Below are 24,732 nucleotides of genomic sequence, written 5' to 3' on the forward strand. Positions count from 1 at the left end.
GCCGACGCTTACGGAGACCGTGATGGCCAAGGACCAGCCCCCCACCGATCTGCCCTTCGTCGGCAAGATCACCCGCTATTTCAAGCATGACGCCCCCAAGGATATCCGCAAGGCCATCGAAAAGGCCGGCGAGGATGACATGCTCGATCCCTCGTTCCCCTATCCGGTTGAGATGGATAAGGGCGAATACGAAAAGCAGATGGAAAGGCTGCAGCTGGAACTGGTCAAGATGATGCATGACATCATGGTGACCGGCAAACGCGTGGTGGTGGTGTTCGAAGGCCGCGACGCCGCCGGCAAGGGGGGCACCATTGACCGCGTGCGCGAGAACCTGAACCCGCGCTCGGCCTATGTGGTGGCGCTGCCGAAGCCATCGGAACGCGAATCCGACCAGTGGTATTTCCAGCGCTATATCGACTGGCTGCCTGCCAATGGCGAAATCGCGCTGTTCGACCGCAGCTGGTATAACCGCGGCGTGGTCGAACGCGTTTTTGGCTTTTCCACAGAGGACGAGCGCATCAAGTTCTTTCGCCAACTGCCCAGCTTCGAGGAAATGCTGGTCGAGGACGGGCTGATACTGGTCAAGCTGTGGCTGAATGTGGGCCGCGCCGAACAGCTGCGCCGCTTTCTGGAACGCGAGGGCAACCCGCTGAAACAGTGGAAATTGTCCGCGATCGACGTCGATGGCTTGGGCAAGTGGGATGAATACACCGCCGCCATTCGCGACACACTGCGCTATTCCGACATGAAGGGCGCTCCGTGGGTTGTGATCCGCTCGGATGACAAGCGTCGGGCCAGGATCGCGGCGATTCAGACCATCCTGAATGCCGTCGATTATGCCGGCAAGGACCGGAAAATGATCGGAAAAAAGGATGACAGCATCGTCGGCGGCCCGGAAATCCTGCGCGATTGAGGGCGCTGTGACGTTAAAAACACATGACACAAGCGTGACTGCGGGCGGGTTGATCCCTGTCTGCGCGGCTCCTAGGCATGATGGCGCAACCGTCACACGAGGATATCGTAATGAGCTTTATGTTGAAAACCGCCATCGCTGCCGGCGCCATGATGGTCATGGCCGGCTGCACGCTGGATGATGTTCCCATGGACGAGCGTCCTTCCGACAAGCAGACCTCGGTGCAAAGCCCGGTCGCGGCCTTCACCGGCGGCGGCAAGGACTGGACCATCAAGATCCAGTCCACCGGAAAGGCGTCGCACGCGGTTCAGATGACCATCCCCGGCAACAGCCAGCAATGGGTCGGGACGCTGGATTACAAAGGCCAGCCGGCCGACGCTCCCTCGGATCTGACCGTTCTGTCCGGTCGGGTGATGGCGACCCCGGCGATGCTGCCCGCGACCGTGGAAATCAAGCCGGGCAACTGCTCGACCGGCGGTCAGACCGGCACCAGCAGCGTCTCGGTCTATCTTGAGGGCGAAAAGCCGCTGCGCGGCTGCGGCTCCATGGCCATGCGCTGAAGCGCACGCGGCGGTGTGATAAACCCCGCCCACTGGCCTCTCTCATGGCCGGCGCCCCCCGCGGCGCCGGCCATGTTCGTTTTCGCCCGTCGGCCTATTCTCGGCTTGCGCGCAATCCCGACCGGCGCATAATTCGGCCCGTCTGATCGGGGGAGGAATGTCATGGAACTAGCCGAAACCAGCGCGGTGGTGACTGGGGGCGCCTCGGGTCTCGGGGCCGCGACCGCCGGCTATCTGCGAAAGCGGGGCGCCCAGGTCACAATCCTCGACCGCGATCCGCGCGGGGCCGAGTTCGCCGCCCGCATCGGCGCCCATTTCGCCGAAACCGACGTGACGGACGAAGCCAGCGTCACCCGCGCGATCGAGGCCGCAAGCGCGGCCATGGGCCGCATCACCGCCTGCGTCAACTGTGCGGGCATCGTGACCGGCGAAAAGACCGTCGGCCGCGACGGGCCGCACAAGCTGGACAGCTTTCGCCGCACCATCGAGATCAACCTGATCGGCAGCTTCAATGTGCTGCGTCTTGCCGCCGCCGAAATGGCCAAAAACGCGGGGACCGAGAAAGGCGTGATCATCAATACCGCCTCCGTCGCGGCCTTTGACGGACAGGCCGGACAGGCGGCCTATGCCGCATCCAAGGCCGGAATTGCCGGCATGACGCTGCCGATCGCCCGCGATCTGGCGCGATCCGGCATCCGGGTCATGGCGATTGCGCCGGGGATTTTCGGCACCCCCATGCTGCGCAGCCTGCCGCAGGATGTGCAGGACGGTCTGGCCGCCGACGTGCCCTTCCCCAAACGTCTGGGCGAGCCCGAGGAATTCGCGCAACTGGTCGGGAACATTATCGAATCCGGCTACCTCAACGGCGAGGTGATCCGCATAGACGGCGCCCTGCGCATGCGCTGATCAAACTTCCACCACGTGCTCGCAAGGCGGCCAAAGCGGCTTGCGCGGTGTGCCCGGCGGGGCTAGCCTCGGGCGGCCAACCCCAACCGAAAGGCCATTCGGACATGACCTTCCTGCGCTCGACCGCCATCCTCGCGGTATTCGCCTCTCCCGCCATTGCCGCCGATGCCGATCTGACGGTCTTCGACTGGGCCGGATTCGAGGAGCCTTCGATCTTTCAGGGCTATATCGACAAATACGGCGACAGCCCGACCTTCGCGTTCTATGGCGATGACGACGAAGCCTTCCAGAAGGTCGCTTCGGGCTTCAAGGCCGATGTCGTCCATCCCTGCAGCCAGATGGTGTCGAAATACCGCGATGCGGGCCTGATCGAGCCGTGGGACGTGTCCAAGATCCCCGCCTATGCCGACATCGATCCGGCGGTGAACAATTCTTCGGTTTTCCACGATGACGGAGGCGTCTGGTTCATCCCTACCGACTGGGGTGCCACCGCCATTGCCTATAACAAGGACAAGGTTCCGGCCGAGGATCTGGCCAGCCTGAACATCTTCATCGACCCGAAATATCAGGGCCGGACCTCGTTGCCGGACAGCTCGGACGACGTCTGGGCGCTGGCTTACCTTGCCACCGGGGTGACCGACTGGACCAAGGTGACCGACGAACAACTGGCCGCCGCCGCCGACTGGCTGCGCAAGGCCCATCAGAACGTCGCCGCCTATTGGGCCGACCCGCAGGATCAGGCGCAGCTCATGGCCTCGGGGCAGGTGGATGTGGCCTGGTCGTGGAATGACGGCGTGACCTATCTGCAGGCCGACAATTATCCGGTCGGCTTTCAGCGCGAGCCGAAGGAAGGGTCTTCGACTTTCATCTGCGGCTTCGTGAACATGAAGGACGGCCCCGGCAGCGAGGAAAAGGCCTATGACTTCATCAATGCCTGGCTGGAACCGCGTGCAGCCAAGGGGTTGCTGGACACGATCGGCTACGGTCATTCGACCAAGGCCGGCATGGAAACCATCAAGGACGAGCCGGCGGTGAAAAGCGGGCTGGCCCAGGTCAATGTCCCGGTTCTTGCCCAGACCCCGAACGATCCCCAGCAGCGCGAAAAGCAGCTGGCCGAGTTCGAGAAGATCAAGGCCGGTTTCTGATGCGGGCGCCGCCTGTGAACAACTGACATATCCTTTCAAGGCGCCCCCGGCGGGGCGCCTTTTTGCTTGCCATTTCCGGATATTGCGCAGCTTGTCTGCAAAGGTCGAGGCCGCACGATGAAACCCAAGATCCTCACCACCCTGCAAGACTATGACGCCGCAACCCTGCGCGCGGACGTGATCGCCGGCGTAACGGTGGCGATGGTGGCGCTGCCGCTCAGCCTCGCCATTGCCATCGCTTCGGGCGCGGCGCCGCAGACCGGGATCATCACCGCCGTGGTCGCGGGGTTGCTGATCTCGCTGCTGGGGGGCAGCCGGGTGCAGATCGGCGGCCCGACCGGCGCCTTCATCGTGGTGGTATACGGTGTCATCGCCAGCCATGGCTTCGATGGGCTGGTGCTGGCCACACTGATGGCCGGCGCGATCCTGATCGCGGCGGCCATGTTGCGCGCCGGCAATCTGATCCGGCTGGTGCCGGAGCCGGTCATCAACGGTTTCACCATCGGCATCGCCATCATTATCGCCACCAGTCAGTTGAAGGACTTCTTCGGCCTCGCCATCGATCAGTTGCCGGCCGAGTTCTTCCCCAAGATCGCTGCGCTGTGGCAGGCCCGCGCCAGCCTGTCGCTGCCGGCGCTGGCGATCGGCCTCGGCACGGTGCTGCTGATCGTGCTGCTGCGCCGGCTGGCGCCGCGATTTCCGGGGCTGATCTTCGCGGTCGGCCTGACCTCGGCTCTGGCGGCGCTGATGGCGCTGCCGGTCGAGACCATCACCGGCCGCTTCGGCGAACTGCCGCGCGGACTTCCACTGCCCGGCCTGCCGCCGGTCAGCCTCTCGCGCATGGCCGAGCTTTTGCCCTCGGCCCTCATCATCGCTTTTCTGGCGGGGATTGAATCGCTGCTCTCGGCTATGGTCGCCGACCGCATGATCGGCGGCCGGTACCGTCCCAATGCCGAGATCATGGCGCAGGGGGTGGCCAACATCGGCTCGGCCCTGTTCGGCGGGCTGCCCGCGACCGGGGCAATCGCGCGCACGGCGACGAATGTGCGCGCCGGCGGCAAGACGCCGGTTGCCGGCATCGTCCACGCGCTGACGATCCTGATCGTGATGCTGGTCGCCGCGCCGCTGGCCGGGCGGCTGGCGCTGCCGGCGCTGGCGGGCCTGCTGATGCTGACGGCGTGGAACATGGCCGAGCCGCATCGCTGGCGCGCCTATCTCGCCGAGCGGCGTTCGGACCAGTTCCTGATGATCCTGACCATGGTGCTGACGGTGGTCGCCGACCTGACCATCGCCATCGGCACCGGCGTCGCCATCGGCCTCGCCCTGCGCCTGCAGCGCCGCAAGGCACCCCCGGCCGACTGGACCCCGCCTGATCGTTAATGCGCCACCACCGCACGGATATAGGCGGCAAGGCTCATTCGCCCGCGCCGCGGCGGGGTGCTGGCCTCGGTTTGCCCATGGATCAACCGCCGGGTCATGCGGGCATAGGACGCGGCAGCGGGCTGCGAAAACCCGAATGACCGAAACGTCGGCTCAAGGGCTGCAGGCGGAATTTCTTCGACGGTGACCGCTCGGCCAAGGACTGCGGCAAAGGCGTCCGCGACGTCGCGCGCTGTATAGTGTTCGGGGCCTTCCACATGGCGCAGGCCGACATCCTCGCAGGAGGAAAGCAGCCGCGCCGCCGCCGCTTGCCCTAGATCCTCGGGCGCGACCATCGGCAGTTCGAGATCGGCGGGGAAAAAGCTGGGCAGGATTCCGGTTTCGCGCACGGTTTCGGCCATGGCGGCCCCGTTGCTCATGTAATAGCCGCAGCGATTGATCGCCGCCGGGATGGGTTGCGCCAGCAGGCGCGCCTCCATCTAATGCAGCACGGTCAGATCGCCACATGCCGTTCCATGAAACGCGCCATAGGTCGATTGCACGACCACTTTCTCCAACCCCGAGCCGTCCAGTGCCGCCATGATCGCCTCAACATTCCGGCGCTCTTCCCGGTCGGTGTCGCCGGAGGGATCGGCGGGGGGGTTCAGCAGGAATGCGCGGCGGCCCGATTGCAGGACCGCCCGCAGCGCGGCCACATCGCGGATATCCGCTTCGGCGATCCGCGCGCCGGCGGCTTCAAGTTCGGCCCCATGCGTCCGGTCGCGGGTGATGACGGTGACCGGGTGCCCTTTCGCCAGCAGCGCACGCGCCGCCGCCGCGCCGACCTGCCCCGTCCCTCCGATCAGAACAAACATCGTGCCCTCCTGCGATCAAACCATGATCGAGAATTAGCACGTCACTCCTGACATATCGCGTCAGCAGGGCCTGATGCACCTAACGGAGCGGAATCGCATTCTCCGCCTTGCCTTGCTGATAGGCATCCGACAGGGCCGCATATTCGGCGGTAATGGCATCCACGCGCGCGCGCAGACGCTGCTGCGCCGCCGCATCCGCGCCCAGGATCACCTCCGCCACCGACCGTGCCGTCCAATAGGCGTTCGCGCGCCGGTAACCGCCGGGATCGAGCGTGAAGACCTCTTTCAGGATCTTCAGATCATGCGGGATGGCGAAACTGTCGCGGCTGTCCTCATGGGTGAAGAAGTCGAAGAAATTGTCGAAGCCCGCCCAGGTGATCGCCGACAGGCACATCGAGCAGGGCTCATGGGTGCTGAGGAAGATCAGGTCTTCGGGCGGTGGCAGGCCCTCCACCTCGCGATAGCGCTTCAGCAGATGCACCTCGCCATGCCAGAGCGGGTTTTCAGTTTCGTTATTGGTTTCGGCGAGGACCACGCTGCCGTCGGATTTGCGCAGCAAGGCGGCACCGAAGATCTTGTTGCCGGCGGCCACCCCCTTGCGGGTCAGCGGCAGGACATGATCTTCCAGCGCATTGAGCAGCGCCTCGGCCAGTTGGGTGTCGGTCAGGGGTATGGGATGCGTGTTCATGGTTGCCAGCTTACCGCGCCCGTCGCCGGGGACAAGCCGCTTGCGCTCGGGCGGCGGGGCACGGCAATCATGGGGCATGACTCGCCGGACCCTCGCCCTGATCGCCCTGCCCCTGTTCTGCCTTCTCGGCGCCGCCCTGCTGGCGCTGTTTCTGGCGCTGCGGCCGCCCCCGCCCGAGATGCCGCCTCTGCTGCGCAATCTGCCTGCCGACGAGACCGCCGCCAGCGCCGAATTCCAGCGCCGCCTGCGCGAGCGGTTCCCCGACCACTCGCTGGCCGACGATCTGCTGGCAGAACTGAACGCGCAGGGCTTCGAAACCTGGCCCGAGGCCGGGCTTGCCCATTTCGCCTGGCACGCCCGACCCTGCACCGAATCCTGGCAGGTGCTGTGGAGCGCCGAAACCGGCCGGCTGATCTCGCTGCTGGGCCGGCGCGCGCAGGTCTGCCAATAGCCGCCCTTGCGGCCTCCGGCCCCCGAGCTTATATTCCAACCTGTTCGGGGCAACCCGGACTATGGACATAAACGCGCTCGTAATAAGCGGATCGGACCCGGGGGCGGTACCCGGCGGCTCCACCAAATTCACCTTCGTTGGGGGGATCTGGGGCCGAAACAGGATCGACGAACGTCTAAAGGGGATGGCTTTGTCTCGGTGAGCTACCACCGTTATCGGTGCGAAACGTACAGTTGCCAACGACAACCGTGCTCCGGTCGCTCTGGCTGCGTAAGCAGCTCGGGTAACCGAAAACTAAGCCCTTGCGCCTAGCAGCGTAAGGCGGGGTTCGCAGGTACCTGGCAACAGAAACCTGCACTTTCCCGATATTTACCTGATCTTCAGAAAGATCGATTATCTGCACAGGCAGCTGGGGCGGATGATGGTCGGATATGGTCAGATTTTCAGGGTTTTCCTGCGCATCGGCTGGCTGTCCTTCGGGGGTCCGGCCGCGCAGATCGCGCTGATGCATGCCGAATTGGTCGACCGCCATCGCTGGCTGACCGAGCGGCAGTATCTGCGGGCGCTGTCGCTGTGCATGCTGCTGCCCGGCCCTGAAGCGATGCAGCTTGCCGCCTATGCCGGTTGGCGATTGCGGGGCCTTCCGGGCGGCCTGATCTCGGGCGGGCTGTTCATCCTGCCCGGCGCGCTGGTGATCGCGGCGCTGGCGGCAGCCTATGTCAGCTGGGGGCAGTTGCCGCTGGTGCAGGCGGCCTTCCTGGGCATCAAGGCCGCGGTGCTGATCGTGGTGATCGAGGCGCTTTTGCGCGTCTCGCGTCGGGCGCTGAAAGGCCCGGCGCATCGGCTGATCGCGGCTGCGGCTTTTGTCGCAATCGCGCTGTTCGCCGCCCCGTTTCCGCTGGTGATTCTGCTGGCCGCAGCCCTTGGCGCGCTGATCCTTGCCGCATCGAGCGAGGACACCCCCTCAGGTAGCCCCGCCGCGGGTCTGTGGCTGTTCATACCCGGCATACCGATCTGGCTTGCCCCGGTCGGGCTGGCCTGGCTGGCGGGTGCGGAGTTTCTGACCACACTGGGGCTGTTCTTCGCCAAGCTGGCCATCGTCACCTTTGGCGGTGCCTACGCCGTGCTGACCTATATGACCCAGACCGTGGTGAAGGATCTGGGCTGGCTGACCACCGGGCAGATGATCGATGCGCTTGGGCTGGCGGAAACCACGCCCGGGCCGCTGATTCTGGTCACCGAATTCGTCGCATGGCTGGCAGGCCATGCGCAGGGGGGGACCGTCATGGCGGCGACGGCGGCCGCGCTGTGCCTGTGGGTGACCTTCGTGCCCTCGTTTCTGTTCATCTTCGCCCTCGCCCCATCGATCGACTGGATCGCCGGTCGCCCCCGCCTTGCCGCCGCGCTGGAAGGCGTCACCGCGGCCGTGGTCGGGGTAATCGGGACGCTCGCGTTGTGGTTCGGCATGCAGGTGCTGTTCGGCGGACGGGTGGTTCCGGTCGCCTTCCTGCACCTGCCCGATCCCGCCGCGCTGGATTGGCGCGCGGCGCTGATTGCCGGCGGCGCCGGCCTGGCGCTGCTGCGTTTTCACGTGGGTCTGCTGCCGGTTCTGGCCGGATCGGCGCTGGCAGGCCTGCTGATCGCGGGTTGAGCCGGACGCCGGTCGTTGTCCCCTTTTCATCCTGCGCCATATCCCTATGCTGACCGGAACGAGTGAGATGAGGACGGCGATGACTCGCGCAATAGACTATGGCGGAATGATGCATCGCGCGATGCAGGGGCTGATCGCCGAGGTGCTGTCGCGCGTCGCGGAAAGCGGCCTGCCGGGAGAGCATCATTTCTTCATTACTTTCGACACCCGCGAAGATGGCGTCGAAATCGCCGACTGGCTGCGCGAGCGGTATCCGACCGAGATGACCATTGTCATCCAGCACTGGTACGAGGACTTGCGCGTTAATAGTGATGGCTTTGAAATCACGCTGAATTTCGGCAACTCGCCAGAGAGGCTGGTGATCCCCTTCGACGCGCTGCGCACCTTCGTCGACCCCTCGGTCGAATTCGGCCTGCGCTTCGAGACGCAGGAAGCCGAGGACGAGGACGAGATCGCCGAAATCGAGATCGAAACCGAGGCCGCCCCCGAGGACGAACCGCCCAAGGGCAGCGGCGAGGTCGTCAGTTTGGACAAGTGGCGGAAATAAGCCTGCCCATCGCGTCGCAGCAGACGCGCCCGAAGATTGGTGACGCGGCGACGCCGAGACGACAAGGCGTGTGCCTGTTATCCGACGACATCCGGGGCCCCTGATCCCGAAAATCCCGCGTCCACTGCATCATGCGCCCTGTCCCGCGAAGTCGCCCCGTGGGCGCCGGCAAGGGTGTGAACAGCGTGAACCTCGCTCAGGAAATGCCCCCGAGTCGTGGCGCGATCCCGCCCCTCGGTATCGCCGAGAAGATGCGCCGTGACGAGGCAACGCTTCCCGCGCAGGATCCCCTGCGCCACCGGCATGGACGGCAACCCTGTCCATGTATCGGGGCGCCGCGATGCAAGGTCCGCATACAATCGCATACCATTTGCGAATCCCTGCCCCTGCGTCTACAACCGCCGCGAAATCGCGAGGGAGCCGCAGATGACCAAGACCCGCACCGAAACCGACAGCTTCGGCCCGCTGGAGGTGGATGCCTCCAAATACTGGGGCGCGCAGACGCAGCGTTCGATCATGAACTTCCCGATCGGCTGGGAAAAGCAGCCCGTTGCCATTATCCGCGCGCTTGGCGCCATCAAGCTGGCGGCGGCGCGGATCAACAACCGCCACGGTGCCCTGCCCGACGAGATCGCCGGTGCCATGGAACAGGCCGCGACAGAAGTGTTCGAGGGCAAGTTCGACGACAATTTCCCGCTGGTGGTCTGGCAGACCGGGTCGGGCACGCAGTCAAACATGAACGCGAACGAGGTGATCTCGAACCGCGCTATCGAGATTCTGGGCGGCGAACTCGGCTCGAAAAAGCCGGTGCATCCGAACGATCACGTGAATATGGGCCAGTCCTCGAACGACACCTTCCCGACCGCGATGCATGTCGCCATCGGCATGATGGCCCGCGACGTGCTGATCCCCGGCCTGACCAAGCTGGCCGAGGCGCTGGAGGCGAAATCGGCCGAGTTCAAGGACATCATCAAGATCGGCCGCACCCATACGCAGGATGCGACCCCGCTGACGCTGGGTCAGGAATTTTCCGGCTATGCCCATCAGGTCCGCATGGGGATCGAGCGGGTGAATCTCGCGCTGCCGCAGATCTATGAACTGGCGCAGGGGGGCACCGCCGTCGGCACCGGGCTGAACACCAAAAAGGGCTGGGACAAGGAAATCGCGGCCGAGATCGCCGCGATCACCAAGCTGCCCTTTGTCACCGCGCCGAACAAGTTCGAGGCGCTGGCGGCCCATGACGCCATGGTCTTCTTCTCGGGCGCGCTGAAAACCATCGCCGCCAGCCTGTTCAAGATCGCCAATGACCTGCGTCTGCTGGGCTCCGGCCCCCGTTCGGGTCTGGGCGAGCTGATCCTGCCGGAAAACGAGCCCGGTTCGTCGATCATGCCGGGCAAGGTGAACCCGACCCAGGCCGAGGCGCTGACCATGGTCTGCGCCCATGTCATGGGCAATGACGCGGCGGTGACCATCGCCGGCTCGCAGGGGCATTTCGAACTGAACGTCTATAACCCGATGATGTCCTATAACGTGCTGCAGAGCATGCAGCTTCTGGGCGACGCGGCCGGCAGCTTCACCGACAACATGGTCGTCGGCACGCAGGCGAACACGGCGCGGATCGACAAGCTGATGAAGGAATCGCTGATGCTGGTGACGGCGCTGGCGCCGACCATCGGTTACGACAATGCCACCAAGGTCGCCAAGACCGCGCATAAGAACGGCACCACCCTGCGCGAGGAAGCCATCGCGCTCGGCTTCGTCGATGGCGAGACCTTCGACAAGGTGGTGCGCCCGGAGCTGATGATCGGGCCGGAAGACTGATCGCCGCTTCAGGCCATCACAGGGCGCGCCGTTTGGCGCGCCTTTTTCATTTGACTGCCAGCAAACCCATCGGCTGCCAGCCCGGATGCGGGCTGCGATCTGCCAGATCGAAGGCGAACCAGCACTCCTGCCGCCCGACCCCTGATCGCAAGCGCGGTTAATCGGCTGGCCGCCAAACGCGCCGGGAGTGGCCGCCCAGGCCCGCACACGGGCCATATCTACCGCATTCAGCGGTCAATCAGGGACAGGCTTTGCGGAATCGATCATCACCTGAGGTGGGATCAGACAGCGAATGGCTTGCGCCATTCTATTCCCGTGGAAAAGGCGCGCCGTCGACGCGCCTTAATGCCGGATCAGCGTTTCAGCAACTCGCCCAGCAGGCGGTTGGTTTCCTGCGTATTCCGATAAATGCCGAAGGCGATATACATCACGCCCGCCATGATGATCAGATAGATGCCGCCGCCCAACAGGATGAACAGACCCTGCAAAAACGCGCCCGGCATGCCCGAAAACATTGTGGCCAGACCACCCAGAACCACACCAATACCAGCCAGAACGACAAAAACCGCGATCAGCTTCTCGGCCCAGTCAATAAAAAATTCACGCATTTCACTTATCTCTCTTGAAGATTACACGCCGGATATTTCCAGCGCCCTGTAACAACGATCTTTTCGGGGGTTTTGAAAGGCGGTAATCCAATGGAATGACCAGCGTGATCATTCTGCGACAGGCCCGCAAGGACCGTGACCGCGCCGAAAAGCGTGCCAAGGCTGATGCCAATGCGACCAAATTCGGTCGGACCAAGGTCCAGAAGGCCAAGGAAAAGTCTGACGCGGACCGCGCGGCAAAGCATCTCGACGGGGTGAAGCGTGACGATTGAGCTGCCGCCGATGGATGTGCCGGCGAAGCGCTCGGTCTCCATCGACGGGCACCGCACCTCAGTCAGTCTGGAAAATGCATTCTGGCGCGGGCTGGAGGCAGCGGCGCGCGCGCGGGGCACCACCCGTGCGGCGCTGATCGCGCAAATCGACCATGCCCGCCCGACGCAGGTCGGCTTGGCGACCGCCTGTCGGCTGTTCGTGCTGGCAGAACTGGGCAACGGGCGTTAAAGCAGCCTCGACAGACAGGAGGCTCCGATGATCCCGCGCTATGCCCGCCCCGAAATGACCGCCATCTGGTCGCCCGAAACCAAGTTCCGCATCTGGTACGAGATAGAGGCCTATGCCAGCGATGCGCAGGCCGAGCTGGGCGTGATCCCGCGCGAGAACGCCGAGGCCGTCTGGCGCGCCAGGGATGTCGAATTCGATGTCGCCCGCATCGACGAGATCGAGGCGGTGACCAAGCATGACGTGATCGCCTTCCTGACCCATCTGGCCGAACATATCGGAGCCGAGGAAGCGCGTTTCGTCCATCAGGGCATGACTTCCTCGGACGTGCTGGACACCACGCTGAACGTGCAGCTGGTGCGCGCCGCCGACATTCTGCTGGCCGATCTCGACAAGGTGCTGGCGGCGCTGAAGCGTCGCGCGTTTGAACACAAGGACACCGTCCGCATCGGCCGCAGCCACGGCATCCATGCCGAGCCGACGACCATGGGCCTGACCTTCGCCCGCTTCTACGCCGAGATGGACCGGAACCGCGCCCGCCTGCTGGCCGCGCGCGAGGAAGTGGCGACCGGGGCGATTTCGGGCGCGGTCGGCACCTTCGCCAATATCGACCCGTTCGTCGAAGAATATGTCTGTGAAAAGATGGGCTTGCGCCCGGAACCGATCAGCACCCAGGTGATCCCGCGCGACCGCCACGCGATGTTCTTCGCCACGCTCGGCGTGATCGCGTCCTCGATGGAAAACGTCGCCATCGAGATCCGTCACATGCAGCGCACGGAGGTGCTGGAGGCCGAGGAATTCTTCAGCCCCGGCCAGAAGGGCAGCTCGGCCATGCCCCACAAGCGCAACCCGGTGCTGACCGAAAACCTGACGGGCCTCGCGCGCCTGGTGCGCATGACGGTGATCCCGGCGATGGAGAACGTGGCACTTTGGCATGAACGCGACATCTCGCACAGCTCGGTCGAACGCGGAATCGCGCCCGATGCCACCATCACGCTGGATTTCGCGCTGAACCGGCTGGCCGGCGTCATCGACAAGCTGGTGATCTATCCCGACAACATGCTCAGGAATATGAACAAGTTTAAGGGTCTGATCATGTCGCAGCGGGTGCTGCTGGCGCTGACCCAGGCCGGCGTCTCGCGCGAGGACGCTTACCGCCTGGTGCAGCGCAATGCCATGAAAGTCTGGGAAGAAGGCAAGGATTTCAAAGCGGAACTTCTGGCCGACCCCGAGGTGACGGCGGCGCTGTCCCCCGCCGAGATCGAGGAGAAATTCGACCTCGGCTATCACACCAAGCATGTCGACACGATCTTCAGGCGGGTGTTCGGCGAGGCCTGATAACCGGGCCTTAAGCTTTCCTTGCGATGGTCGTCCCTGCGAATCATGCGGGGACGACCTATGATGCTGGAACCGGCTCTGACTCCGCGGCAGAAGGCCGCGGTCATCGTGCGGCTGTTGCTGAGCGATGGCGAGCAGATTTCTCTGGAAGGGTTGCCGCCCTCGGCGCAGGCCGCGCTGGCGCATGAAATGGCACTGATGGGCATGGTCGACCGAACCACCCGCGACCGCGTTGTCGCGGAATTCTGCGAATCGCTGGAACAGGTCGGGCTGACCTTCCCAGGCGGGCTGGGCAACACACTGGACATGCTGGACGGCAGCATCTCGCGCGACATTACCGACCGGCTGCGGCGGATGGCGGCCATGGCGGGGCATTCGGACCCCTGGGAACGCATCTCCTCGATCCCGGCGCGGCAACTGGCGGACTTGGCCCTGGCCGAGGCGACCGAGGTTGCGGCGGTGATGTTTTCGAAGCTGCCGGTGCCCAAAGCGGCCGAGGCGTTCGGCATCATGCCCCCCGAACGCGCGCGCCAGATCGCCTATGCGATGTCGATGACCGGCGGGATCGAGGCGCCGGCCCTGCGCCGGATCGGCGTGGCCCTGCTGCAGGCGGCCGAGGCGCTGGCACGCCCCGCACTCGACGGCGGCCCGGTCGAGAAAGTGGGCGCGATCCTGAACTTCACCCCATCCGGCACCCGCGACGAGGTGCTGACCGGGCTGGATCAGGACGACGCCGACTTCGCCACGCAGGTTCGCAAGGCCATCTTCACCTGGGCCAATATCCCCATGCGCATCGATCCGCGCGACATTCCCCGCATTGTCCGCGAGGTCGACCAGCTGGCGCTGACCCGCGCGATCGCCGGGGCCAGGGAAGCCGACCGGCCAACCGCCGATTTCATCATGTCCGCGATGTCGTCACGGGCCGCGGACGCCCTGCGCGAGGAGGTGGAATCCCTCGGTCGGATCTCGGCCAAGGATCTGGAAGACGCGATGAGCGCCGTCATCGCGACCATCCGCCGGATGGAGGAGGCGGGCGATCTGTTCCTGATCGCCGGAGAAGCCGAGGAGGGCGACACGGGCGACATCGCCATCCATACCCCGGCGAGGTAACGGCGGACGCCCCGCTCCGCCGCTGATGCAGCCTCGATGAGGTGGTGAGGGTCCGGTTTTCTGCGCCGGTCGAGAGAATGCCGCCCGCAGATGCGCCGGCAGCGCCATTCGCAGGCCGTTGTGAAGTTCCGGCCCCGGATATTTGGAGGCTGGGAGGCTGGGAGGCTGGGAGGCTGGGAGGCTGGGAGGCTGGGAGGCTGGGAGGCTGGGAGGCTGGGAGGCTGGGAGGCTGGGAGGCTGGGAGGCTGGGAGGCTGGGAGGCTGGGAGGGATCTAATGGGCGGCCGCAGGCATGTCCAACGCGATAATCCGACCGAATTCCCGACGGCGGGCGAAATCGAACCGCAATTCGCGCCCCTCGAAACGGGCGCTGCGCAGGATCTCCACCTCGGCGGGCAAGGGCGGCGCGGGGACCGCGGGGTTGACCTTCAGCGCCGGGTCGGACACGAAATGCCGGTGCCGGCAAGGACAGGATCGCCCGTCAGACCATGCCAGGCGCCGATATTGAACGCGGGCAAGGCACCCCCATCGGCTAGCCGCAGATCGGCCTCCTTCAACCGAACCCATCGTCCCCCGTCGCGCCCGGCGCAAAACACCGCATCTGCCGGCCCGCCAGCAGGACGCCCGAGGTCGTCCCGATCCCCCGCCACACGCATGGTCCCGTGGTTCATCGCCACCAGCGCGATCAACACCGCAAATAGCAGCACCCCCAACGCGCATGCCCAACGGTGATACGACTGCGGGCGGGGGTCGCGCGACTGGGCATTCTGCGGGGCGGCAGCTGGCCCCGCCTGCCTCATTCCCATTCCGACTGGCGGGATTTTTCCAGATTGCCGAAACGGGTGAAGCGGCCTTCGAAGGCCAGCTCCACCGTGCCGATGGGGCCGTGGCGCTGCTTGCCGAGAATGACTTCCGCCTTGCCATGAACCGCGCTCATGACCTCTTGCCATTTCGCCATCTTTTCCAGTTCATGATCGGCGGGTTTCTCGCGCTCGCGGTAATATTCGTCGCGATAGACGAACATCACGATATCGGCGTCCTGCTCGATCGAGCCGGATTCGCGCAGGTCGGACAGCTGCGGGCGTTTGTCCTCGCGATTTTCGACCTGACGCGACAGCTGCGACAGCGCGATCACGGGGATGTTCAGTTCCTTGGCGATAGCCTTCAGCCCCTGCGTGATCTCCGACACCTCGTTCACCCGGCTGTCCTTGGCGCTGGCGGCCTTCAGCAGCTGCAGGTAGTCGACGATGATCAGGTCCAGCCCATGCGTCCGCTTCAGCTTCCGCGCGCGGGCGGCCAACTGGTTGATCGGCAACGCGGGCGTGTCGTCGATATAAAGCGGGCAGCTCTGCAGGTCATTGGCGGCCTGCACGAAGCGCCGGAACTCCTCCTCGGTCATGTCGCCCGAGCGGATATTGTGGCTGCCGACCTCGGAGGCTTCGGACAGGATCCGCGCCGCCAACTGCTCGGCCGACATCTCCAGCGAGAAGAAGCCGACCACACCGCCGTCAACCGCGCCCACGGTGCCGTCGGGCTTCTCGCCGGATTTGTAGGCCTTGGCGATGTTGAAGGCGATGTTGGTCGCCAGCGAGGTCTTCCCCATCGACGGGCGCCCGGCCAGGATGATGAGGTCGGAATTGTTCAACCCGCCCATCTTGCGGTCCAGGTCGACCAGACCGGTCGAGATCCCCGACAGGTTGCCATCGCGCTGGAACGCCGCCGCCGCCGCATCGACCGCGCCGGTCACCGCTTTCAGGAAGGACTGGAAGCCGCGTTCAGCCACGCCCTGTTCGCCCAGCTTGTAAAGGGTCTGCTCGGCCGCCTTGATCTGTTCTTCGGCATCGTCCTCGACCCGGACCGAGGCGGCCCGCGCCGCAATATCCTGCCCCAGCTGGATCAGGTCGCGGCGCAGGGCAAATTCGCGGATCATCTGCGCATAATCCCGCGCCGCATAGGCCGAGATCGCCGCCGCCGCGATCCGCGCCAGATAGGCCGGGCCGCCGAGATCCTTCAGCCCCGCGTCGCTCTCCATGAAGGCCTTCAACGTCACCGGGCTGGCGAGCGCGTTCTTGCGGATGCGCTCGGCGGCGATTTCGTAGATGCGGCTATGGACCGGTTCGTAGAAATGTTCGGGCTTCAGCAACTGGCTGATGCGGTCGAACACATCGTTATTGGTCAGCAGCGCGCCCAGCAATTGCTGTTCGGCCTCGATCGAGAAGGGAACGCTCTGTTCTTCGGGACCGGCGGCGGGCGCCGCCGGTTGCAAGGCCCTGATCTCGGTCATCGCAGTTCCTGCCTGTTTTTACGAAGCTGCCTCTATGCCACGATACAGGCCGATTCTGAACCTGCACTTAAAAATATCTGGTGGGCGATTCTGGGGATGGACCTGTGGATAACGCCGTTGCCCTGCGCCAGAATCCGCGCAGGGCCCGCGGAACCCGATAGCCGGTCCGATCAGCCGTTCTTCGCCTGCCAGCCACGGGGATCGGACAGGAACGCCTCGACCTCGGTCAGGGTGGCGGCATCGAAGGCGCTCTGGGCGCGCGCTTCGGCGAGCACGTCCCACCAGGTGCAGAGGTGATGCAGCCGGACCCCGTGATCGGCCAGGCGCTGGGTCGTCTCGGGGAAGATGCCGTAATAGAAGATCACCGCCGTATGGGCGCAGGCGGCGCCGGTGTCGCGGATGGCATCGACGAAGCTCAGCTTCGAGCCGCCATCGGTGGTCAGATCCTCGACCAGCAGCACCCGGTCCGTCTCATCCATGCGACCTTCGATCCGGGCGTTGCGGCCGTACCCCTTGGGCTTCTTGCGCACATAGGTCATCGGCAGGCCCAGCCGCTCGGCCACCATGGCGCCGAAGGGGATGCCTGCGGTTTCGCCGCCGGCGACATTGGTGAAGGCTTCGAAGCCCGCATCACGCAGCACGGTCGCGGCCATGAAATCCATCAGCGTGCCGCGCACGCGGGGGTAGGAGATGATCCGCCGGCAATCCACATAGGTCGGCCCCTTGAGGCCCGAGGCATAGGTGAAGGGCTCGGCCGCGTTGAAGTCCACGGCCTTGATCTCCAGCAGGGCACGGGCGGTCAGACGGGCGATTTCCTCGGGCGAGGGGAAAGGCAGGCTCATGCGGGCTCCGATGTCCAGAACAGAGGGAAGCCGGGGTCGAAGACGGTCACGGTCTCGTCGCCCACGGCGATTTCGGTGGGGAATTGGGCGGGGCTGGACTGCCGGGTCAGGCGGATCAGGTCCGTGTTCGGGGCCATGCGATAGAAGGCCGGACCGTTCAGCGAGGTGAAGGCCTCCAACCGGTCGAGCGCGCTGTCTTCTTCGAACACCTGGGCGAGGATCGACAGGGTATTGGGCGCGGTGAAGCAGCCGGCGCACCCACAGGGGGCCAGCTTGGCGCGGTCGGGATGGGGCGCGGAATCGGTGCCGAGGAAGAACGGCCCCTGCCCCGAGGTCGCGGCCTTGCGCAGCGCCAGCCGGTGCGATTCCCGCTTGGCCACCGGCAGGCAATAATAATGCGGCCGGATGCCCCCGGCGAGGATGGCATTGCGGTTGATGACCAGATGATGCGTGGTGATGGTGCCACCCATATTCGATGCGTTTTCAGTAACATAACTTACCCCGTCCGCGGTGGTGATATGTTCCATCACCACCCGCAGGCCGGGCGTCGCCCGGCGCACCGGGTCGAGCACGCGGTCGATGAACACGGCCTCGCGGTCGAAGATGTCGACGGCCGGATCGGTGACCTCGCCATGAACGCACAGCGGGATGCCCGCTTCGGCCATCCCCTCCAGCACCGGGCGGACGCGGTCGAAATCGGTCACGCCGCTGGCGGAATTGGTGGTGGCCCCCGCCGGATACAGCTTCACGGCGGCGATCACGCCATCGCGATGCGCGGCCACGACATCGGCTGGATCCGTGGTCTCGGTCAGATACAGCGTCATCAGCGGGCGCAGCGCCGCGCCTTCCGGCAGCGCCGCCAGGATCCGGTCCCGGTAAGCGCGGGCCTGATCGCCGGTTACCACCGGCGGGACCAGATTGGGCATAATGATGGCTCGGCCAAAATCGGCCGAATGCGGCGCGACGGCCGCCAGCATCGCGCCATCGCGCAGATGAAGGTGCCAGTCGTCGGGGCGGCGAAGCGTCAGCGATGTGTTCATGGCGATGGGATTATACCGGGCAGCGGTCCGAGAAAAGACGAGAAGCAAGGTAGCAATATGGATGACTTGTCATTTTCTTCATGCAGGTGCAGCATACTCCCCCAAATGCAAGGTGAAACGCACATGAGTTTTCTTCCCACCGGCATGGCCGAGGCGACCCGCCTCTGGTTCCAGGTCGCGCAAATCGCGATGGAATCGCAGATGGTGATCGGGATGCGGATGGCCGGGATGATGGGCTTCCTGCCCCAACAAAAGAACGAATCGCACCGGATGGTGCAGGAAAAGATGGACGCCGCGCAGGAAGCCGGCGCCGCCATGATGCGCGCCATGACGCGCGGCGCGCGGGCCGATCAGGTGATGGCAGCTGCCCTGCGTCCTTACCGGCGGCGCACCAAGGCCAATGCGCGGCGGCTGACCAGAGCCTCGACCGGGCTTTCGCGCAAGTAAACAGGCGGCCCGGGGCTTTGGTCTCTGCTGGCGGACAAGAAAAAACGGCCCCCGAAAGGAGGCCGTTTTTCATTTCGCCCCGCGGCGCGCCGGTCAGATCAGCGCGCCCATGGCAACGGCGGTATCGCTCATCCGGTTCGAGAAGCCCCATTCGTTGTCATACCAGGTCAGGATGCGGACCATGTTGCCGTCCAGCACCTTGGTCTGATCCAGCGCCAGAATCGAGCTGCGCGGGTCGTGGTTGAAGTCGATCGAGACGTTGGGCTGGTCGGTATAGCCCAGAATGCCCTTCAGCGGACCATCGGCGGCGGCCTTGATGGCGTTGTTGACCTCCTCCACGGTGGTGGGGCGGCTGGCTTCGAAGGTCAGGTCGACGACCGAGACGTTCGGCGTCGGCACCCGGATCGACACACCGTCCAACTTGCCGTTCAGTTCCGGCAGAACCAGCCCCACGGCCTTGGCGGCACCAGTCGAGGTCGGGATCATCGACATCGCCGCGGCGCGGGCGCGATACAGGTCCTTGTGCATCGTGTCCAGCGTCGGCTGGTCGCCGGTATAGCTGTGGATGGTGGTCATGAAGCCCTTCTCGATGCCGATGGCGTCATTCAGAACCTTGGCGACCGGCGACAGGCAGTTGGTGGTGCAGCTGGCGTTCGAGACGATCAGGTCGTCCTTGGTCAGCGTCTTGTCGTTCACCCCGTAGACGATGGTTTTCGACGCGCCTTTCGACGGGGCCGAGACCAGCACCCGCTTGGAGCCGTTTTCCAGATGCACCTTGGCCTTGTCGGCATCGGTGAAGATCCCCGTGCATTCCATCACCACGTCGACATCACCCCAGGGCAGGTCGGCCGGGTTGCGGATGGCGGTCACCCGGATCGGGCCGCGGCCCACGTCGATCGTGTCGCCCTCGACGGTCACCGTGCCCGGAAACTTGCCATGCACGCTGTCGAAACGGATCAGGTGGGCATTGGTTTCCACCGGCCCCAGATCGTTGATCGCGACGACCTCGATATCCTTGCGGCCCGATTCCACGATGGCGCGCAGAACGTTGCGCCCGATCCGACCGAATCCGTTGATTGCCACCTTCACAGCCATGATGAACCTCCGAAGACTGATTTCGCACTGCTTATGAGACTTTTTGCCGGGCTTTGAAACCCCCGCACCCGGCCGATCTAGCGCCAGAAGCTCAGATATTCCACGAAGGCCACGAATTGCTTGCCGATGAAGACCGGCAGGCCCCAGTGGAACCACAGGGCGTCGGCTGCAAAGATCATCACGATCAGCACGAAAATGGTGAGTACATTGCCCGTCGTCACGGCAGCCTTCCCGTCAGAACAATACCGACATAGCCGCGCTGTCTCCGCCCTGCAAGAATTCCGGCAAGAGTTCCTTAACCGATCCCCGGCGACCCGGAATCGGCGAGATTTCGCCCAGACAGGCAGGTTTACGCCGGTTCCGCAACGCCGGCGTGTAAATCAGTTGAAACCGCAGGCTGTGTCTTGTTTACCACGCGTAGAATTTTTCGCCCAATGCTCGGGCATGACACCAGCCGCCCCCAGAACGGGCGGGAAAATCAATGAATTAGCCGGGGATAGCTGCCTTGCCCAACCGCTCGAACTCTGCGCTTGAACGAATCTTGCCCGAACAACGCCTGCTCCTGAAAACCCAGTCCTCGACCCGCGTCATTCATCTGCGTCCGATGACGCAACTGGGCCTGATGGGGGGCACTGCCATTCTGGTTGGCTGGGCGATCCTGTCCGGGGCGCTGCTGGCCTATGACCGCATCGGGGGCGGCAAGCAAAGCCAGACCGAGCAGGCGCAGACCACCTATGAAGCGCGGCTGGAAGCCCTGGCCGACGAGCGCGACGCTCGCGCCGCCGAGGCACAGGAGGCGCAGCTGCGCTTCGCGGTCGCCCTGGACCAGGTGGCGAAATATCAGGCGGATCTGCTGACCGCACAGCAGGAAAAGAACGAGCTCGAAGCCGGTCTGGACGCGATGCAGCAGAAGCTGGGCACCGCCATGGCCGCCCTGCCCGAAGCCGGCGCGGCCGGTGTGCAGGAAAAGGAACTGGCGCTGACGGCCCTGAACGACCAGCTGCGCGCCACCGCCGAAGCCCGTGACTCGGCTGCAAAGGAGGCCCGCCTGGCCCAGGCCGAAGCCGCCGCCGCCAAGGCCGAGCAGCAGCAGCTGATCGCCCGCAATGACGAGTTGTTCACCCAGATCGAGGACGCCGTGACCGCCTCGGTCGTCCCCTTCGAGGACATGTTCGACAAGCTGGGCCTCGACACCGACAAATTGCTGGCCTCAATCGACGAAGGCTATGCCGGTCAGGGCGGACCGCTGACCCCCGCCGCCGTTTCGACCAGCGGCAATGCCGCGATTTCCGAAACCGAGGCCCGCGCCGGCGAAATCATCGTCAGCCTGGACCAGGTGAACCGCTACCGCATCGCCAGCGACAAGCTGCCGCTGGCGATGCCGCTGAAATCGGCCTTCCGCTATACCTCGGGCTTCGGCGCCCGCTGGGGCCGCGCCCATCAGGGCGTCGACCTGGCCGGCCCGATCGGCACACCGGTGCTTGCCCCCGGCGACGGCGTCGTGACCTTTGCCGGCCGCCAGAGCGGTTACGGCAACCTCATCAAGATCGAGCACGCGCTCGGCACCGAGACGCGTTACGCACATTTGTCCAAGATCCGCGTAAAGGTGGGTCAGAAGGTGTCGCGCGGCAGCCTGATCGGTGATATGGGCAATACCGGACGGTCGACCGGCCCGCATCTTCACTATGAGGTCCGGGTCAACGGCAAGGCCGTAAACCCCATGAGCTTTATCAAGGCGGCACAGAATGTTTTCTAAATCTCGTGTGAGCGAAACTCCGGCGCAACCCAAACCCGCAACCCCCGAATCGGACCCGGCCCGCGCCGAAATCCCGGCGGTTGACGCCACCGCGGCCCCGGTGGCCGCGCCCCGTCAGCGCACCGCACCGTCGGTGCTGTCGGCAGACCTGACCATCAAGGGCGACCTGCAAACGGCGGGTGACGTGCAGATCGAGGGCAATATCGACGGCGATATCCGCGCCCGTCAGCTGACCATCGGCGAAACCGCCACCGTGCGCGGCGAAGTGCTGGCCGATGAGGTTATCGTCAACGGCCGCGTCGTCGGTCGCCTGCGCGGCCTGAAGGTGCGCCTGTCGTCGACCGCGCGTGTCGAAGGCGACATCATCCACAAGACCATCGCCATCGAATCGGGCGCCCATTTCGAGGGCTCGGTCCAGCGTCAGGACGATCCGTTGTCGCAGGGCGGCACCAAGAAGCTGGCCCCGCCGGCGACCGATTTCAGCAAAGCCGGCGAATAAAGCCTGTCTGCTGCATGATGAATCGGGGGCCATATGGCCCCCTTTTTCATGCGCGGATCCGGCTGGGGTCTCAACTGGCGACAGATGCGCCAACCGGCGCGGCCCACGCCGGCAACGCGATGAAATGCCCTCGGCAGGAAGGCCGCCCGATCGCGCGGCTTCGCCAGCCCGCACCCGCGGGGTATTCATCACCGCCCGGACCGGAGCTGCGGTCGATCAGGAGGGTATTCTCGGTCTTTTGGGCCGGTCAGGACAGCGTGATACCGGACAACAACGCCCTTACTCGGCGTTGTTGTCAGGCGCCGTTCAGCGGGCCATAGCGGTCGCGCAAGGCCTCGTTCACCGGAGGCGTCACGAATTTCGACACGTCACCGCCCAGCCGCGCAATTTCCTTCACCAGCTTGGAGGCGATGGCCTGCCGGCGCGCATCGGCCATCAGAAAGACGGTCTCGATGCTGTTATCCAGCGCGCGATTCATGCCGACCATCTGGAATTCATATTCGAAATCCGCGACCGCCCGCAGCCCCCGGATGATCACCGAGGCGCCGACATCGCGGGCACAGTCGATCAGCAGGTTCTCGAACGGATAAACGACGATCTCGCCGCCGGTGCGCGCGACGACAGCCGCGCATTCGCGCTCGACCATGGCGACACGCTCCTCCAGGCTGAACAGCGGGCCCTTGTCGCGGTTGATGGCCACGCCGATGACCAGCCGGTCAACCAGCGCCATGGCCCGCTGGATAATGTCCAGATGGCCCAGTGTGATCGGATCGAATGTTCCGGGATAAAGCCCTGTGCGCATTGGGCATTCCTTTCAATGGTTGCGCGCAACCCACCCGATGCGCGCAACGAAATCAAGTGGCATCTGGGACGCCGCCGGACCTCAGGTCCCCATGATCATGCCGGTCAGGGCCTCGCGCTCGGCGTTGAGTTCCTTCAGCCGCGCCGAAACCGCATCCCCGATCGAGACCAGTCCGATCATGTTGCCATCGGCGTCAATCACCGGCAAATGGCGGAACCGGCCCGCCGTCATGCGTTCCAGCACCGAATTCGCCTCGTCCCCTGTCACGCAGGTCGAGACCTTGCGCGTCATCAGATCGCTGACCGGCATATCAAGAATGCCGGGTCCCTGCTTGCCCAACTCGCGCACGATGTCACGCTCGGACAGGATTCCCACCGGCTTCTTGCCATCGTCGCTGACCACCAGCGCACCGATCCGCTTTTCCGCCAGCAGTTTGGCCCCTTCGCCGACCGTCGCGGTCGAGGCGATGGTCACGATCGCGACCGCACCGGCGTCCTTCTGGGAAAGTATCTGCATCACCAGCATGTTGCCCTCCGTGGTTGCGCAGCTTCAGTCTGTCCCAACCACGCCAAACGTCAAGCCCCGCCGACGGCCAGCGCCGCCGATTCCAGCCGGGCGACCTCGGCGCGCAGGCGTTGCGCCAATTCATCGGCCAGCCTGTTCAATCTTTCCGAACGGCGATCATCGGCATGGCGGATCATCCAGAAGCTGCGCGTCAGGCCGAATTCCCCGGCCAGCACCCTCCGCACCCCCGGCGCACCGGGAATCGCGAAATCATGCACGATGCCGACCCCTGCCCCACCCCGGATCGCCTGCATCTGGACCGAGACCGAATTCGAGGTCAGCCGCGCCGCATCGGCCCCGCTGCGGGTCAGAAGCGGCGCCAGATAGTCCAGCTCGGTGTCAAAGATCATGTCGGGGATATAGCCGATCAGCCGGTGCGCGCGCAGATCGCTCAGGCTGTCCAGCGGCGGTTGGGCCGCCAGATAATCGCGATGGGCGGCCAGATGCAGATGGTAATCGCACAGGCGCTGCACCACCAGCCTGCCGCTTTCGGGCCGGCTGACGGCAATGGCGACATCGGCCTCGCGTTTGGAAAGATTGAAGACACGGGGCAGCGCGACGATCTGGATCTCCAGCCCCGGATGGGCATCGCACAGCCCTGCCGCCACCTGCGGAAGCAGGTAATTGGCGCAGCCATCCGGCGCACCGATGCGCAACTGCCCGCTCAGGTCGCCGGGCTGGCCGAGCGCGTCGGCCGCCCCGGTCAGCGCCCGCTCCGCCGCTTCGGCATGGGGAATCAGGCGCGCGCCTTCGGGCGTCGGCACATAGCCCTGCGGCGATTTCACGAACAGCGCCCGGCCAAGCGCCTGTTCCAGCCGCGCCACCCGCCGCCCGACGGTGGACGGGTCCATCCCCAGCCTGCGCCCGGCGCGCGACAGGCTGTCATCACGTGCCACCGCCAGAAACACCCGCAGGTCGTCCCAATCCATCACCA

General features: G+C 64.9%; 29 protein-coding genes and 1 other RNA gene. 17 read left to right on the forward strand and 13 right to left on the reverse strand.

Annotated elements, in window-relative coordinates:
• Positions 1-22: 22 nt before the first annotated feature.
• The 5 genes from ppk2 to H1S04_RS05465 all read left to right on the forward strand — a co-directional run bounded on the left by ppk2 (position 23) and on the right by H1S04_RS05465 (position 4,904).
• On the forward strand, positions 23-913 hold the full coding sequence (gene ppk2 / locus H1S04_RS05445) for a polyphosphate kinase 2 (protein ID WP_181744513.1): 891 nt from the start codon (positions 23-25) through the stop codon (positions 911-913).
• Between the two features lie 110 nt (positions 914-1,023).
• On the forward strand, positions 1,024-1,473 hold the full coding sequence (locus H1S04_RS05450) for a hypothetical protein (RefSeq protein ID WP_181744514.1): 450 nt from the start codon (positions 1,024-1,026) through the stop codon (positions 1,471-1,473).
• 162 nt (positions 1,474-1,635) lie between these two features.
• Positions 1,636-2,379 carry an SDR family NAD(P)-dependent oxidoreductase gene (locus tag H1S04_RS05455; RefSeq protein ID WP_181744515.1) on the forward strand — a complete coding sequence of 248 codons (744 nt, stop codon included), beginning with the start codon at positions 1,636-1,638 and terminating at the stop codon, positions 2,377-2,379.
• Between the two features lie 104 nt (positions 2,380-2,483).
• On the forward strand, positions 2,484-3,524 hold the full coding sequence (locus H1S04_RS05460) for a PotD/PotF family extracellular solute-binding protein (RefSeq protein WP_181744516.1): 1,041 nt from the start codon (positions 2,484-2,486) through the stop codon (positions 3,522-3,524).
• Between the two features lie 117 nt (positions 3,525-3,641).
• Positions 3,642-4,904 (forward strand): SulP family inorganic anion transporter, encoded by a 1,263-nt coding sequence (locus H1S04_RS05465; RefSeq protein WP_181744517.1) that lies wholly within the window; start codon positions 3,642-3,644, stop codon positions 4,902-4,904.
• Here H1S04_RS05465 and H1S04_RS18495 read toward each other — a convergent pair.
• The 3 genes from H1S04_RS18495 to H1S04_RS05475 form a co-directional block, all read right to left on the reverse strand.
• Positions 4,901-5,383, reverse strand: coding sequence for a hypothetical protein (locus H1S04_RS18495; RefSeq protein WP_220185091.1), 483 nt, complete (start codon positions 5,381-5,383; stop codon positions 4,901-4,903). The genes H1S04_RS05465 and H1S04_RS18495 overlap by 4 nt on opposite strands.
• The gene (locus tag H1S04_RS18500) at positions 5,384-5,758 is read right to left on the reverse strand and encodes an NAD(P)H-binding protein (protein ID WP_220185092.1); all 375 of its coding nucleotides are present in this window, start codon (positions 5,756-5,758) and stop codon (positions 5,384-5,386) included.
• 79 nt (positions 5,759-5,837) lie between these two features.
• Positions 5,838-6,446, reverse strand: coding sequence for a nucleoside deaminase (locus H1S04_RS05475; protein ID WP_220185093.1), 609 nt, complete (start codon positions 6,444-6,446; stop codon positions 5,838-5,840).
• A 76-nt stretch (positions 6,447-6,522) separates the two neighbouring features.
• On the opposite strand from H1S04_RS05475, the gene H1S04_RS05480 reads away from it, so the two are divergent.
• The 5 genes from H1S04_RS05480 (at position 6,523) to fumC (ending at position 10,916) form a co-directional block, all read left to right on the forward strand.
• Positions 6,523-6,897, forward strand: a complete 375-nt coding sequence (locus tag H1S04_RS05480) for a hypothetical protein (RefSeq protein WP_181744518.1) — start codon at positions 6,523-6,525, stop codon at positions 6,895-6,897.
• Positions 6,898-6,899: 2 nt separating this feature from the next.
• Positions 6,900-7,256, forward strand: a transfer-messenger RNA (tmRNA) gene (gene ssrA / locus H1S04_RS05485).
• Positions 7,257-7,315: 59 nt separating this feature from the next.
• Positions 7,316-8,548 carry a chromate efflux transporter gene (chrA, locus tag H1S04_RS05490; protein WP_181744519.1) on the forward strand — a complete coding sequence of 411 codons (1,233 nt, stop codon included), beginning with the start codon at positions 7,316-7,318 and terminating at the stop codon, positions 8,546-8,548.
• Positions 8,549-8,627: 79 nt separating this feature from the next.
• Complete coding sequence (locus H1S04_RS05495) at positions 8,628-9,095, forward strand: SspB family protein (RefSeq protein WP_181744520.1); 468 nt, start codon at positions 8,628-8,630, stop codon at positions 9,093-9,095.
• 426 nt (positions 9,096-9,521) lie between these two features.
• Positions 9,522-10,916, forward strand: a complete 1,395-nt coding sequence (gene fumC / locus H1S04_RS05500; RefSeq protein WP_181744521.1) for a class II fumarate hydratase — start codon at positions 9,522-9,524, stop codon at positions 10,914-10,916.
• Positions 10,917-11,269: 353 nt separating this feature from the next.
• On the opposite strand, the gene H1S04_RS05505 is transcribed toward fumC, so the two are convergent.
• The gene (locus H1S04_RS05505) at positions 11,270-11,524 is read right to left on the reverse strand and encodes a hypothetical protein (RefSeq protein ID WP_181744522.1); all 255 of its coding nucleotides are present in this window, start codon (positions 11,522-11,524) and stop codon (positions 11,270-11,272) included.
• A 95-nt stretch (positions 11,525-11,619) separates the two neighbouring features.
• On the opposite strand from H1S04_RS05505, the gene H1S04_RS05510 reads away from it, so the two are divergent.
• The 4 genes from H1S04_RS05510 to H1S04_RS05525 all read left to right on the forward strand — a co-directional run bounded on the left by H1S04_RS05510 (position 11,620) and on the right by H1S04_RS05525 (position 14,470).
• A complete protein-coding gene (locus H1S04_RS05510; RefSeq protein WP_181744523.1) occupies positions 11,620-11,796 on the forward strand; it encodes a DUF4169 family protein in 177 nt (58 codons plus the stop codon).
• A 10-nt stretch (positions 11,797-11,806) separates the two neighbouring features.
• On the forward strand, positions 11,807-12,025 hold the full coding sequence (locus H1S04_RS05515; RefSeq protein ID WP_181745405.1) for a ribbon-helix-helix domain-containing protein: 219 nt from the start codon (positions 11,807-11,809) through the stop codon (positions 12,023-12,025).
• A 27-nt stretch (positions 12,026-12,052) separates the two neighbouring features.
• Entirely contained in the window at positions 12,053-13,360 is a 1,308-nt protein-coding gene (gene purB / locus H1S04_RS05520; RefSeq protein ID WP_181744524.1) for an adenylosuccinate lyase, read from the forward strand.
• A 63-nt stretch (positions 13,361-13,423) separates the two neighbouring features.
• Complete coding sequence (locus H1S04_RS05525) at positions 13,424-14,470, forward strand: flagellar motor switch protein FliG (RefSeq protein ID WP_255435455.1); 1,047 nt, start codon at positions 13,424-13,426, stop codon at positions 14,468-14,470.
• 272 nt (positions 14,471-14,742) lie between these two features.
• On the opposite strand, the gene H1S04_RS05530 is transcribed toward H1S04_RS05525, so the two are convergent.
• The 4 genes from H1S04_RS05530 to pyrC form a co-directional block, all read right to left on the reverse strand.
• Positions 14,743-14,916: a hypothetical protein gene (locus tag H1S04_RS05530; protein WP_181744526.1), complete on the reverse strand. Its 174-nt coding sequence runs from the start codon at positions 14,914-14,916 to the stop codon at positions 14,743-14,745.
• A gap of 349 nt (positions 14,917-15,265) precedes the next feature.
• Positions 15,266-16,753 (reverse strand): replicative DNA helicase, encoded by a 1,488-nt coding sequence (locus H1S04_RS05535; RefSeq protein ID WP_181744527.1) that lies wholly within the window; start codon positions 16,751-16,753, stop codon positions 15,266-15,268.
• A 170-nt stretch (positions 16,754-16,923) separates the two neighbouring features.
• Positions 16,924-17,595, reverse strand: coding sequence for an orotate phosphoribosyltransferase (locus tag H1S04_RS05540; RefSeq protein ID WP_181744528.1), 672 nt, complete (start codon positions 17,593-17,595; stop codon positions 16,924-16,926).
• Positions 17,592-18,635, reverse strand: a complete 1,044-nt coding sequence (pyrC, locus tag H1S04_RS05545; protein WP_181744529.1) for a dihydroorotase — start codon at positions 18,633-18,635, stop codon at positions 17,592-17,594. Before pyrC ends, H1S04_RS05540 begins: the two co-directional genes overlap by 4 nt.
• A 123-nt stretch (positions 18,636-18,758) precedes the next feature.
• Between pyrC and H1S04_RS05550 the strand changes: the two genes are divergently transcribed.
• Positions 18,759-19,082 (forward strand): antibiotic ABC transporter, encoded by a 324-nt coding sequence (locus H1S04_RS05550; RefSeq protein WP_181744530.1) that lies wholly within the window; start codon positions 18,759-18,761, stop codon positions 19,080-19,082.
• A 93-nt stretch (positions 19,083-19,175) separates the two neighbouring features.
• Here the strand turns inward: H1S04_RS05550 and gap are convergent, their stop codons facing one another.
• Together gap and H1S04_RS05560 are read right to left on the reverse strand one after the other, a co-directional pair.
• Positions 19,176-20,177 (reverse strand): type I glyceraldehyde-3-phosphate dehydrogenase, encoded by a 1,002-nt coding sequence (gene gap / locus H1S04_RS05555; protein ID WP_181744531.1) that lies wholly within the window; start codon positions 20,175-20,177, stop codon positions 19,176-19,178.
• Between the two features lie 77 nt (positions 20,178-20,254).
• Positions 20,255-20,398 (reverse strand): hypothetical protein, encoded by a 144-nt coding sequence (locus H1S04_RS05560; protein WP_181745476.1) that lies wholly within the window; start codon positions 20,396-20,398, stop codon positions 20,255-20,257.
• A 284-nt stretch (positions 20,399-20,682) separates the two neighbouring features.
• Here H1S04_RS05560 and H1S04_RS05565 point away from each other — a divergent pair, with 284 nt between their 5' ends.
• Together H1S04_RS05565 and H1S04_RS05570 are read left to right on the forward strand one after the other, a co-directional pair.
• A complete protein-coding gene (locus H1S04_RS05565) occupies positions 20,683-21,933 on the forward strand; it encodes a DUF5930 domain-containing protein (protein WP_220185094.1) in 1,251 nt (416 codons plus the stop codon).
• Complete coding sequence (locus H1S04_RS05570; protein WP_181744532.1) at positions 21,923-22,432, forward strand: polymer-forming cytoskeletal protein; 510 nt, start codon at positions 21,923-21,925, stop codon at positions 22,430-22,432. The genes H1S04_RS05565 and H1S04_RS05570 overlap by 11 nt, the downstream gene beginning before the upstream one ends.
• 295 nt (positions 22,433-22,727) lie before the next feature.
• Here the strand turns inward: H1S04_RS05570 and coaD are convergent, their stop codons facing one another.
• The 3 genes from coaD to H1S04_RS05585 form a co-directional block, all read right to left on the reverse strand.
• Entirely contained in the window at positions 22,728-23,234 is a 507-nt protein-coding gene (gene coaD / locus H1S04_RS05575) for a pantetheine-phosphate adenylyltransferase (protein WP_181744533.1), read from the reverse strand.
• 81 nt (positions 23,235-23,315) lie between these two features.
• Positions 23,316-23,759, reverse strand: a complete 444-nt coding sequence (locus H1S04_RS05580) for a CBS domain-containing protein (protein ID WP_181744534.1) — start codon at positions 23,757-23,759, stop codon at positions 23,316-23,318.
• A 50-nt stretch (positions 23,760-23,809) separates the two neighbouring features.
• The gene (locus H1S04_RS05585; protein ID WP_181744535.1) at positions 23,810-24,727 is read right to left on the reverse strand and encodes a LysR family transcriptional regulator; all 918 of its coding nucleotides are present in this window, start codon (positions 24,725-24,727) and stop codon (positions 23,810-23,812) included.
• Positions 24,728-24,732: the final 5 nt, after the last annotated feature.

This window comes from Paracoccus sp. S1E-3 (assembly GCF_013868135.1).
In the GTDB taxonomy this organism is placed as follows: domain Bacteria; phylum Pseudomonadota; class Alphaproteobacteria; order Rhodobacterales; family Rhodobacteraceae; genus Paracoccus.